This is a genomic window from Nostoc commune NIES-4072 (assembly GCF_003113895.1).
GTDB lineage: Bacteria > Cyanobacteriota > Cyanobacteriia > Cyanobacteriales > Nostocaceae > Nostoc > Nostoc commune.
Genome location: NZ_BDUD01000001.1, coordinates 801336 through 813435, shown reverse-complemented (window position 1 = coordinate 813435; position 12100 = coordinate 801336). Strand labels below are relative to the sequence as shown.

Genomic DNA, 12100 nt, shown 5'->3' with positions numbered 1-12100 from the left:
AAAATCTGAAATATTTGGTACTCTTGTACTAAATAAATACAAATGTATTAATAATTTGGTTCGCCAATCAGTTACTAATTCAGATAATAGTTAAAAGAATATACTCACGAAAAATTTGATGCTGATGTAAACCCTGAAAGCCTTGCTGCATCTAAGTTTTTTAATTGCGTTAGCGAAGCGGGGCGTTAGCCCATTGCGACTTGCGTTAGCGTAGCGGGGCGTAGCCCATTGTGAATTGGTATTACATCTTCCCAACTGCTACCAATGGCTGGGTTTTGTTGATATTCGGCTTTACGATCGCCTAGCTCTTTTTTCTGCCAATCTAAAACTGGGAGTGTTGCTAGTATAGCGGCAATCTCATCCCATAAATCTTTTACCAGTTGAAGTTTTTCCGCTCTCGAAAGACTAGAGAGTTGGGGAAATACTGGGTTCATGGTCTTCTATGATTTTATTTACTTTAATTATTACACCCTGAAACCGCCATATCTATAACAACATTTCTAATAACTGGAATTTAGTTTGGATGAATTTTAGTTATTTCGTTTTGACTTCAACCTGTCTGTGCCTCAGTATGACCATTGCGAATAGACCATGCTAGTTCTAAAAGTTGAGTCCAGCGCTTTTGTAACTGTTTGGGGGTGCATTTGATGGTTTTAGCGATCGCAACGTCATTTTCCCGTGCAGTTTTTAACTCTAATATTTGCTGTTGCTGTTCTGTTAGTTGATTCACAAAGATTTCCCACTGCTGAGAAGATAAACCCAATTTTTGCTCTAAACCCGCACCTAACCATTGATGTACCAATTGCCAGTGGTGCTGTTTGGCAAACTTTTCTACGTGGTATTTAAACCGTTGTTGGAGATAATCGCGCTGACGGCTAGTTAAACCGAGAATTTGGTCAATTTCTGGGGCTGAGAGGTCTTGAAGTTTCAAACTGAGGTAGTTCATACAGTCAGATTGACCTTGAGAATCCAGGTATTTCATCAATTCAGTGATGACGCGATCGCGTTCTGACTCTTCTGATGGATCGAAATTAGTTTGGGCTATCATTTGCGATCGCAGCTGTTGCACCGCCGAGTTACGCTGGTAAGATTCTGCTTCTTCACCCTTAGCAGACTCTACCGCCATTTCAATATCCACGGTAGTTTCTTGCGGCTGACGACGAGCAAAACCTTGGGCCCGCAAGATAATCAATTGCTGATTTGCACCACCAGGTAAATTGATCCGGCGTTTGGCATACTGCTCTGTAAATGCCATATATTCAGCTAATTGCAGCTGAGTACGCGGCGTATGATCATTAGGTAGTTCGTTTTCTCTGCGGAAAGCTTTGATAGCTTCGATATAAAATGCTTGTAAAAAATCTTCAATCAGGCTGTAACGAGCCTCAAAACCCAACTCAGAGCCGGATACAGTTACATGCCGGTAAACCATAGCACCCAAATTGCTATGTAATTCCACCCGCCCTTGTTTTGAACCTAGTTGGTAGTAACGTAAGCACTTGTGCATCCGATGCCTTCCCAACGTAATCTGCCAGGATTTGATTTCCCCAGATGTTTGGATACGGGAGCTTTTATCGCAAATGCGTTCTACTTCTACGGCTATACGGTTTGCTAAAGCTTCTACACACTTGGGTGTTGCTTTTACTTGCGCTTGCATTTCCTGACATAGCAATTCAATCAAGGTTTCGCTGCTGCTGTCTGAAAATTCTTCAGTCGAAAGGTGATTATCAAAAATGGGTGTAGAGTTTGGTAGATTAACGACGTTAGATTTCATGACTTTTCCAGTAGTATTGCACCGTAATTACAACGCAGACACAGCAATCAAGGCCGGCCTTGGCTTACGAATCTTTAGGCATTCATCCATCAAGGCTTGCCGCATGTAATGCTCACATCTAAAGCTCATATATAAAACTGTAGGAAATACGAGAGAGTTACAGTTATGGAAATGTGTCGGTTTTTTCACAAGCCACCACATTGACGCTAGGACACAAGTACCCGCCGTTTTCTCAAAGTTGTCAAATCCCTTGCTGTAGCAACTGTTGCCACCATTCTGTTATTGCATCTGTGCCCATCGTAGACATCGCCTTAAAATATGACAATTTAAAAACTGGAGTCGCTTTTATCACAATTTCCGAAACGGAGAGGTGCGCCTGTGAAGTGTAATTTTTATACCCATGCTGCTGCTGCTTCCCAACCTAAACCCCTCCGTATAATTGCTGCTTCGTCTCCGGTCATATCCAAGATGGTAGATACTTCATAAGTAGGTTCTTCGCCAGTGTCTACAATTATGTCCACCAACTTATCCAAACGGTCAAATAGCTCTACCCGCGACTGAACAATTTCTGGATCTATCCGAATCATGCCATTATCTGCTTCATCTGGTGGCAGATGTGCTGAAGTTGAAATAATCGGATTGCCCAACGCTGCCAGCAGTTCCAAACACACAGTATGGTTTGGTACTCTAATTCCAGTACTTTTCCGCTTGGGGCTTTGCACCAATCGCGGTACTAATTTAGTCGCTGGGAGCAAAAACGTGTATGGCCCTGGAATCAGGCGTTTCATAATCCGATAGGCTGTGTCACTTACGAAGGCATAAGTTGCCACATTTGAAAGCGAGGGACATAAAAATGTCAGTGGTTTATCATTTGCTAGCTGTTTAATTTGCCGCACTCGTTCTACCGCCGACTTGGCATTCAAATCACAACCGATCGCATAAACTGTATCAGTAGGGTAAAGCATGACTGCGCCACTAGAAAGCGCCGACTTTATTTCCTCTATTCGGCGAACTTGAGGATTATCCGGATGAACTGGGAAAATTTTTGCCATAACTCGGTGAGTGGGGAGTGGGGAGTGGGGAGTGGGGGCTGGGGGCTGGGGGCTGGGGGCTGGGGGCAGGGGGCAGGGAGCAGGGGGAGCAGGGGGAGCAGGGGAGGCAGGGGGAGCAGAGGAGAATAGTTAATGCCCAATGCCCAATGCCCAATGCCCAATGCCCAATGCCCAATGCCCAATGCCCAATGCCCAATGCCCAATGCCCAATGCCCAATGCCCAATGCCCAATGCCCAATGCCCAATGACTAATGACTAATGACTAATGACTAATTTATTATGAATAAAATTGCTTATCTTCAATGTCCGACAGGAATTTCTGGTGATATGTGCCTGGGTGCTTTGGTAAGTTCGGGTGTTCCTGTGGAGTATTTAACTGAAAAACTCAATGGGTTGGGTATTGAACAGGAATATCAGTTAAGGGCGGAATTTGTCCAACGTAATGGTCAGCAGGCGACTAAAGTCCATGTGGATTTAGTACACGATCGCCACCACCACCATCACCACGACCACGAACACAGTCATGATCACACACGCCACCTGCCAGAAATAGAGCGGATGATTCTCAAAGCTCAGTTGCCATCACGGGCAGAAGCTTGGAGTTTGGCGGTATTCCGACAGCTAGCAGTGGCAGAAGGGGCAGTGCATGGCATTTCTCCTGAAAAAGTTCATTTTCATGAGGTGGGTGCTGTAGATGCGATCGTAGATATTGTAGGTACTTGCCTGGGCTTAGATTGGTTGGGGATTGAGAGTAATGAGTCAGGATTGCCCTTACTTTACTGCTCGGCGTTCCCGACTGGTGGCGGCACTGTTCGGGCTGCACATGGTCAGATGGCAGTACCAGTACCAGCAGTATTAAAGCTGTGGGAAATGCGGGGTTGTCCAGTTTATAGCAATGGAATTGACAGAGAACTGGTGACACCAACAGGAGCTGCGATCGCTACTACTTTGGCAAGAGATTTTGGTTCACCACCTGCGATCGCTATCAAGCAGATAGGATTGGGAGCAGGAACCATAAATTTACCCATTCCCAATATTTTACGCCTTTGGGTGGGTGAAAGCGCAAGTTTACAGTCAAATTTCAGTGATTCTGAAGCTACTAGCTCAAATTTGGAAACCATCTCTGTACTAGAAACTCAAATTGATGATTTAAATCCGCAAGCGATCGGCTATGTGTTTGAGGCGTTGTTTGCGGCTGGTGCAGTGGATGTTTTTACCCAAGCGATCGGTATGAAAAAGTCCCGTCCGGGGATTTTGCTGACTGTGATTTGTCATCCAGAAAATTTACTCAGTTGTGAAGCGGTTATATTCCGCGAAACTACAACTTTGGGTATTCGGCGAACAACTCAGCAACGCGCCATTTTACAACGGGAAATTCAACAAGTGGAAACGGAATATGGCAAAGTGCGTGTGAAAATAGCATGGAAAGGGCGATCGCCAGAAAAAGTTATTGCAAATGTGCAGCCAGAATATGAAGATTGTGCAGACTTAGCTCGAAAACATAATATTCCCTGGCGCGAAATTCAACGATTGGCGCTACAGCGTTGGTATTTAGCCAATGGCTGATACAAATTCCTTATTCCTCGTTGGAGACTGGATCATACTTTAATAGTCATTGTCAGCCACACAAATGCCTTTACATTTAATACCGTTCGTAGCGGTGCGCTGACAATGAGGACATAGAACTTTTTCGTTTTCTGTTTCTTGATTTGTCTTTAAACTAGTGCTTGCCTGTAATTTTTCTTTCTCGGCGTCAATTTCTAGAGTCATAGTTAAAAGCCGTTTAATTACTTAGAACTTTTATCAAATATTGTGTCAATGTAAACGCATCTACACCCAATTCAGTACGCTCCTGGGCGGCTATTATACCCGCTTGCGAATGCCACCATGCAGCAGTTACCACAATATTTTCTACCGGAATCTCCTTCGTTGCTGCTTGCGCCAACAATCCACCCAGTAGCCCAGTTAACACGTCACCGCTACCGCCACGCGCTAAGGCGGGTGTGCTTTCAGGAATGCTCCAAACAGCACCTTGAGGGTTTGCGATCGCAGTTCTCGCCCCTTTCAACAATACTATCGCCTTACTTTGTGCCGCCGCTTCCTGTACTGCTTGCACTCTGTCATGTTTGGCATTGGGGACATCAGGAAACAATCGTTGAAATTCACCAGTGTGGGGTGTGAGTACGGTTACTGCAAGACGTTTTTTTAATGTGGCGATCGCTCCCATTTGTGCCAAGATATTTAAACCATCGGCATCGAGAATTAGAGGGCGATCGCTGTTGATCACTTCTTGCACAATGGGAGTGGCATCTCGTGTTAAACCGGGGCCACAAGCGATCGCATTAAAGGAACTCAGATCGGTTTTTTCTGGTAATTGTAATTGGGCTATAGCTCCAGTTTCCGTCTCTGGACAACCGACAATTATGGCTTCTGGCAAATGTGACACCAAAAGAGATTTCAGCGATTCGGGTACGGCAATGGAAAGCATACCTACACCACTAGCCCTAGCACCCAAACCAGTTAAAATTGCTCCACCTGCATAGCGCCGCGAACCACAAATCAACAATAAATGTCCTTCCTTATATTTGTGGGTGACTTGTGGACGAGGTAGGGTTAAATTAGCAAGTGCCGTTGCTGGTATAATACGTTTAATGCTGGGTGCATTTTTTAGAACAGCTTCCACATCAGCTAAAGGAATATCGAAATCGATTAACTCAGCTTTGCCGAGATATTCTAGCGCCTGATCTTGGAAGAAAGCTAGCTTCCATAAACCCAAGCAAAAAGTGTGAGTGGCGCGAATGGCAGTTCCTAATACTTCGCCTGTGTCGGTGTGTAAACCTGAAGGTAAATCAATACTATAAATCGGCACAGATAATTCATTTAGCTGATTAATTGCAGAAGCGATGGGATCGGTGAGGTTTCTTTCTAAACCAAATCCAAACAAGCCATCAATCAACAAATCAGAATCTGGCAGTTGCTCAATTGTTTGATAAATTGGAATGCCCAAACTCTGAGCATATTGCAAGTGCTGTGAAGTTAGTTCCTTAAGTTTAGAGAAAGGCGAATAAATCCAAACCTCATACCCGCGAAAGTGTAATTCACGGGCTACTACTAAAGCATCCCCGCCATTATGACCCGGGCCGACAAGAATTCCAACACGAAATCCCTCCGCCTGTAGCGAGTTTGAAAGAATGTAGCCCCCCTTAAAAAGGGGGGTTGGGGGGATCTCTTGAATGCGACGGGCAATTAATCCCGCCACCTTTTCCATCAAAGCGACTACAGGCATTCCTGCTGCAAAGATCCGATCTTCAATATCTCGCATCTGCACAGCAGTCACTACCACTTGCGAAATTTTTTCTTCTTGCCTGTTCTGCATCAGTCCTAATTCCTGTTAGCCGTAGCGGGGCGTTTAGTTCGTGCTGAGTTATGAGTTTTAAGGTAACTGAAACTTTAGCAGATTTCATACAAATGAACTACCTGCTTAATGCTGACATCGCTGGAATCTTTGTGTTACAACTTGGCAGACAATTTAATCATGCGTTGGAGTGGGTGAATCAGATTTTGGGAATAATCCTCATAGTGTTTGAAAGCATCGTTTTGGTTGGGCTTTACGCTATGAGAGCGCGATTTATAAGAAAAAAGCAGATTTTTGGCTATTTATCTATTGCATTTTGCTGCATTTTGTGGATTTGTTTAGCATTAATTCCAGCCTACGCAACCTCCACAGCGCCTATTGATACTTTGCGACAACAGCAGCAAGAAATGAACCAGCAGCGCCAGAGTGTGGTTAACGATCGCGATCGCTTAACAAATCTTCAACAAGAGGCCCAAAAACACCTCACTGGCTTAAAACAAAATTTGCAAACTACAGATAGCTATATTCAAGAGAGCGAATCACGATTACAACTCGCTACCCAACGCCTCCAGCACTTGGAAACTGATTTAGCAGTAGCGCAACGTTCTTATGAAGAGCGGCAAATAGCAACAGTAGCACGATTGCGTTATCTCCAGCGATCGCCTGCATCTGTTGGATGGGCAGTTTTGCTCGAAAGTGAAAATATCAGCGACTTTTTCAGCCGTCGTCATCAGTTAAAGTTAGTGTATCAGGCAGACGAACAAATTTTGGTAAAACTCAATGCCCAAGCAAAGCTGATAAATAAACAAAAAACGGACGTAGAACAGCAAAAAAACGAAATTGCCTTGATTCGTGAGCAATTGTTAGCACAAAAATCCGATTATCAAAATCAGGCGGAGTCACAATCGGAATTGGTTCAACGTCTTAATAGCGATCGCCTAGCCTTAGAAGCAGCCCAAAACCAGCTAGAGAGGGAATCTCAAAATCTGGAAGTCTTAATTCAACAAAAGGTAGCAGAAGCTAGAGCAACAGAGGAGGCGCAAGCAAAAACTAACAGCCGGACAAGTGTGATCATTCGGGGAACTGGTATAATGGCATATCCTAGCGATGCTTCTACTAGCAGTCCCTTTGGCTGGCGGATGCACCCAATCCTTGGCTATCGTCGCTTTCATGCCGGGTTGGATTTTGCCGCTAGCTATGGTAGTAAAATTCGGGCAGCCGATTCGGGCAGAGTAATTTTTGCTGGGTGGTATGGTGGTTATGGCAGAGCAGTAATTATCGACCACGGCAATGGCCTTACTACACTGTACGGACATACCAGCGAGTTGTATGTTTCTGAAGGACAAGCAGTCGAACGCGGACAAGCGATCGCTGCTGTCGGTTCCACAGGTTTCTCAACTGGCCCCCACCTCCACTTTGAAGTCCGCCACAATGGTACACCGGTAGACCCAGCTAATTATCTTTGAACCCAGAAACCAAGTTTCTCTAGGCTGCAAATTTTATCATAGACGTGCTATAATGTATAAGACTAAGGGCGCGTAGCTCAGTGGATAGAGCAACAGATTCCGGTTCTGTGGGTCGGGGGTTCAAATCCCTCCGCGCTCGTGTTGTACATTAACTAATTATTTGTCCGCGTTGACAGATTAATGTCCGTCTTGCCAAATTATTGTCCGCGTTGAGAAATTGTATATCATTACAACACCCTGCCATACCTAAAGTATGGCAGAACTCTTCTTTTATAGGGTAACTAATCGGTTTCAATATTAGAGCTAAAATCAAGCTCTTCAAACAAAGAATCTGTTGCTCTATCCTTTCAACCCACCTAAAAAGTGTTTGCTATGAACACTGGAAAAATTCCAAAACTCAATAAAGCTTTTAATGTACTAGGACATACCCATTGACAGCGAAAGTCTTAGCGACTTTCAACCCGCCTCTCGCTGGGAGGGGTGTTGAAACCCTGCGCTCCAAACCCTTGATTTGCCAACAGTTCTGAATGCATTTTTGGCAAGTCTCCCAAAATCGCCTGTCTGTTAACACTTAAAAAAGTAAATTAACTGACACCAGAAAAGCTACAAGCCTTAATCAATAAGCGATTTGAAGTTTTGGCAGATCCCCAGGGAAATTGACCCCGCTTCGATTCGCCAAAAAATAATTAAGGTGGGTTAACTTTTTTGTTACGAATGCTTATCCGTTAGTAACGACAATTTATGCGTTCGTTACCAACGCTAACTTTTTCGTTACGAATGCTTATCTATTTGTGGCAAACGCTTATGTTGTTGTTACCACAGCTTAAGCAAAACTTATCATTGTTGTTAAACCCAAGGGTTAAACTATTGCTAAAGCACTCTAAAGTTTTTTATGACTCAAGCACACAACAGGAATTAAGTCGTATTCTTCGAGATTCCCCTAGCCTGCGTAATTATTTTTTAACTATAGGAATCCGGTTTGATTTCTGAAAATATCTGTAGGATGTGTTAGCACAGAGAGTACGGCATCAAACCCTTGATAATAGTGCGTTACGAACTCCGTTCTAACACACTCTACAATACCTAATTCCGTTCAAAAATCAAATAGTAATCCTATATATGTGATGAATGTTATAAAAATGCACATAAAAACATGAGTAAGGAATATGAAACAAAATTTCCTGATGATTGTCCTTTTCCTAATAATATAGAAACATTATTAAATGATAGTTTTTGGTGTTGTTGAAAACCTGTAGTTATTAGTTATTAGTTTAATAGAAACCACGCATACTCTTTAACGTGGTTTGAATTAGTCCTAATCATTATTCTTTTTTTGCTTCTTTACCTTCTGGTAATTCTGCTAAATGATGAGCAATAATGTTTGGTAGTTATTTAGGCTTTACCAGAGATGGGGTTCAAATAAATAAAACCTGGTATAAATTCATCTTTGCAGAAATTATTTCATAATTTACTTAAAAAAGAATATGGAAATCAAACAAATTTGCGTGATTGGGGCTGGAATCAGCGGTCTGGTAACAGCTAAAACTTTTGTCCAGGAAGGCTACAACGTTACTGTATTTGAGAAACAAAAAAGACTTGGTGGTGTTTGGGAAAAATCTCGAAGTTACCCAGGATTAACAACCCAGAGTACGGGTGACACATATAATTTTTCTGACTATCCCATGCCTGCATCCTACCCAGAGTGGCCGACAGCAGAGGATATGCGGAATTATCTAAATTCATACGCCCAGAATTTTGGAGTTCTTGAGAGAATTCGCTTCCAAACGGAAGTTACTAATGTCTCCCGAAAAACCGGAGAACGGCCAGGATGGGTAGTTACCATCAGAGTGAAGGAAGGTAATGGGGGTGAGACAAAAGAGGAAAAGCACGAATTTGACTTTGTGCTAGTCTGCAATGGAATATTTAGTTTCCCTAATTTACCTTCTTTGCCTGGTAAAGAAGAGTTCGCCGCATCTGGAGGACGAGTACTCCATTCTACTGAGTTTAACGATGCTTCAATCATTGAGGGTAAACGCGTAGTTGTAGTAGGTTTTGGCAAATCTGCCTGCGACATTGCGACTTTGGCGGCGAACATAGCCAAAAAATCCACCCTTGTCTTCCGTCAACCCCTGTGGAAGGTTCCTAGATTTTTCTTGGGTTTAGTAAACCTGAAGTATGTTTTATTAACCCGCTTTGCAGAAGCTTGGTTCCCCTACCGTCAGATGGGACGCATTGAAAGATTACTGCACACTCTGGGTAAGCCACTAGTGTGGGCTTTCTGGCGGACTAACGAGATGGTGCTACGTCTGCAATTCGGTCTTGATAGCTGCGGCATTTTACCCGAACAACCGATGAATCAGGCTAACTGTCAAATTACTATAGCTCCTCCAGATTTCTTTAAGTACGTACACTCTGGTAAAATTCAGGCAATTAAAAGCAGCATCACCAAGTTTATCCCTGATGGTGTGGAATTAGCCAATGGTCAGCAGTTGCAGGCAGATGTAGTAATTTTTGGTACAGGATTTAACCAGGAACTTCCTTTTCTCGAAGAAGAATATCGCCAACAGATAATCGATGAAGACGGTAATTTTAACCTTTACCGTTATCTGATTCATCCTAATATTCCACAGATGGGTTTTGTTGGCTATAACAGCAGTTTCTATTGTCAGTTGACATCAGAAGTTAGTGCTTGGTGGCTGCTGGAATATGTCAAAGGCAATTTGTTATTGCCTTCGCCTTCAGAAATGTATCAAGAAATGGCAGCAGATATAGATTGGATCAAAACTCAATACAATAATGTTGTAGCGAGGGCGACATGCATTACCTCGTTTTCCTTGCGTTATGCTGACCAACTCATGGAAGATATGGGTGCAAATAATCAGTTTAGTGTCTGGAAGGAAATTTCACAGATTATGATGCCTGTGGATTCATCCCTCTACAACAAACTTCGACTGGAATTAAAGTCGCAAAGACTGAAAAATGTTAATGATTCTCCTAACCAGTTAACCGAATCTTTGTGAGTTGAAAACAGGCGGCTAAACTTACTCCACTGAGGAAGCACCGAAACGATAGCCTTTGCCGTAGACTGTGTGAATCAGTGTAGTTTCTTTACCTACCTCAATCTTACGACGCAGCAAACGAATTAATGCCGCAATCACATTACTACTGGGTTGTTCTTCCTCTTGCCACAAATTTTCCATAATCTGGGCATGAGTCATTAGTTGTCCAGTGTGTTCCATAAAATATTGCAGCAACTGGCTTTCTTTTTGCGATAGCTCAATTATTCTTCCTTGGCGATAGGCTACTTGATTTTCACAATCAAGTTCTAAATCAGCGACGGTTAAGCGTCCAGTGGTGGTTTCATAGGTTTGGGAACCGGAACGACGCAATAAAGCCCGGACTCTCGCTAGTAACTCTCGCAGTTCAAAAGGTTTAACTAAATAATCATCAGCACCCGCATCTAAACCTTGCACGCGGTCATCTAGAGTATCTTTGGCTGTGAGAAACAGCACGGGAGTAGTTTTGCCTTGGCGTCGCAATTGCTGACAAATTTCTAACCCCGTTTTTCCTGGGAGCATCCAATCTAAAATTAGTAGGTCATAACTGCCTGCTTGTGCATGTTCGTTGCCACTTGTGCCATCGTAAGCGGCATCCACAATGTAACCCTCACGAGTTAATAAGCGACTCAAGGGTTCAGTTAGTTCAATTTCATCATCAACTAATAAAATTCTCATACTGCTTGTGGTAAGCATATAGAGATATTCTCAATATTATTCAACTGCCAGAACGCCAAGGATATAAAAAAAAGAATGCTGACTGTTGCATTGCCAAAAGGGGAACTCCTTAAAAATAGCATCCGCCTGCTACAATCTGTGGGATTAGATTTTAGTGCTTTTTTAGATTCAGGAACTCGCCAACTTCAAATTCCTGATACTAAGGGAGTCGCAAAAGCTTTGTTGGTGCGGGCGCATGATGTGCCTGTTTATGTGGAATATGGTCAGGCGCAACTGGGTGTTGTTGGTTACGATGTGTTGCGGGAGAAGCAGCCGCAAGTTGCCCACCTGGTAGATTTGCAGTTTGGGCATTGTCGGATGTCGGTGGCGGTAAAGGCATCTAGTTCTTACAGATCGCCTTTAGATTTACCACCGCATGGTAGAGTTGCTTCAAAATATGTAAATTGCGCTCGTGAATATTTTCACAGTCTAGATTTACCTGTGGAAATAGTGCCGTTGTATGGTTCAGTTGAATTAGGCCCGATTACTGGAATGTCAGAAGCGATCGTAGATTTGGTTTCTACAGGGCGGACTTTGCGCGAAAATGGTTTAATTGAAATTGCTACTCTCTATGAAAGCACGGCGCGGTTAATTGCCCATCCTTTGAGTTACCGCATAAACACGGGTAATCTAAGTGATGTGATTGCCAAGCTGCGAGAAGCCGTTTTGGTAGAGGTCTAATA

11 protein-coding genes and 1 tRNA gene are annotated in these 12100 nt (G+C 43.3%); 6 read left to right on the top strand and 6 right to left on the bottom strand.

Features of this window, described 5'->3' with window-relative positions; genetic code table 11:
- Nucleotides 1–185: 185 nt before the first annotated feature.
- The 3 genes from CDC33_RS03550 to CDC33_RS03540 all read right to left on the bottom strand — a co-directional run bounded on the left by CDC33_RS03550 (nucleotide 186) and on the right by CDC33_RS03540 (nucleotide 2823).
- Nucleotides 186–434 (bottom strand): addiction module protein, encoded by a 249-nt coding sequence (locus CDC33_RS03550; RefSeq protein ID WP_109007321.1) that lies wholly within the window; start codon nucleotides 432–434, stop codon nucleotides 186–188.
- Between the two features lie 116 nt (nucleotides 435–550).
- Nucleotides 551–1771 carry a HetZ-related protein gene (locus CDC33_RS03545; protein WP_109007320.1) on the bottom strand — a complete coding sequence of 407 codons (1221 nt, stop codon included), beginning with the start codon at nucleotides 1769–1771 and terminating at the stop codon, nucleotides 551–553.
- Between the two features lie 392 nt (nucleotides 1772–2163).
- Nucleotides 2164–2823 carry an L-threonylcarbamoyladenylate synthase gene (locus CDC33_RS03540; RefSeq protein ID WP_109007319.1) on the bottom strand — a complete coding sequence of 220 codons (660 nt, stop codon included), beginning with the start codon at nucleotides 2821–2823 and terminating at the stop codon, nucleotides 2164–2166.
- A gap of 279 nt (nucleotides 2824–3102) precedes the next feature.
- On the opposite strand from CDC33_RS03540, the gene larC reads away from it, so the two are divergent.
- Nucleotides 3103–4389, top strand: a complete 1287-nt coding sequence (gene larC, locus CDC33_RS03530) for a nickel pincer cofactor biosynthesis protein LarC (RefSeq protein ID WP_109007317.1) — start codon at nucleotides 3103–3105, stop codon at nucleotides 4387–4389.
- 39 nt (nucleotides 4390–4428) lie between these two features.
- Here larC and CDC33_RS38275 read toward each other — a convergent pair whose 3' ends face one another.
- Entirely contained in the window at nucleotides 4429–4593 is a 165-nt protein-coding gene (locus tag CDC33_RS38275; protein WP_181373877.1) for a DUF8639 family protein, read from the bottom strand.
- A gap of 13 nt (nucleotides 4594–4606) precedes the next feature.
- The gene (locus CDC33_RS03525) at nucleotides 4607–6199 is read right to left on the bottom strand and encodes an NAD(P)H-hydrate dehydratase (protein ID WP_109007316.1); all 1593 of its coding nucleotides are present in this window, start codon (nucleotides 6197–6199) and stop codon (nucleotides 4607–4609) included.
- A gap of 239 nt (nucleotides 6200–6438) precedes the next feature.
- On the opposite strand from CDC33_RS03525, the gene CDC33_RS03520 reads away from it, so the two are divergent.
- From CDC33_RS03520 to CDC33_RS03500, 4 genes are all read left to right on the top strand, one after another.
- Complete coding sequence (locus tag CDC33_RS03520; RefSeq protein ID WP_109012422.1) at nucleotides 6439–7644, top strand: murein hydrolase activator EnvC family protein; 1206 nt, start codon at nucleotides 6439–6441, stop codon at nucleotides 7642–7644.
- A gap of 66 nt (nucleotides 7645–7710) precedes the next feature.
- A tRNA-Arg gene (locus CDC33_RS03515) sits at nucleotides 7711–7783 on the top strand.
- Between the two features lie 978 nt (nucleotides 7784–8761).
- The gene (locus tag CDC33_RS03505) at nucleotides 8762–8890 is read left to right on the top strand and encodes a DUF29 family protein (protein ID WP_280524445.1); all 129 of its coding nucleotides are present in this window, start codon (nucleotides 8762–8764) and stop codon (nucleotides 8888–8890) included.
- 238 nt (nucleotides 8891–9128) lie between these two features.
- Nucleotides 9129–10664, top strand: a complete 1536-nt coding sequence (locus CDC33_RS03500) for a flavin-containing monooxygenase (RefSeq protein ID WP_109007315.1) — start codon at nucleotides 9129–9131, stop codon at nucleotides 10662–10664.
- Between the two features lie 21 nt (nucleotides 10665–10685).
- On the opposite strand, the gene rppA is transcribed toward CDC33_RS03500, so the two are convergent.
- Complete coding sequence (gene rppA, locus CDC33_RS03495) at nucleotides 10686–11378, bottom strand: two-component system response regulator RppA (protein WP_109007314.1); 693 nt, start codon at nucleotides 11376–11378, stop codon at nucleotides 10686–10688.
- Between the two features lie 75 nt (nucleotides 11379–11453).
- On the opposite strand from rppA, the gene hisG reads away from it, so the two are divergent.
- Nucleotides 11454–12098, top strand: coding sequence for an ATP phosphoribosyltransferase (gene hisG, locus CDC33_RS03490; RefSeq protein WP_109007313.1), 645 nt, complete (start codon nucleotides 11454–11456; stop codon nucleotides 12096–12098).
- Nucleotides 12099–12100: the final 2 nt, after the last annotated feature.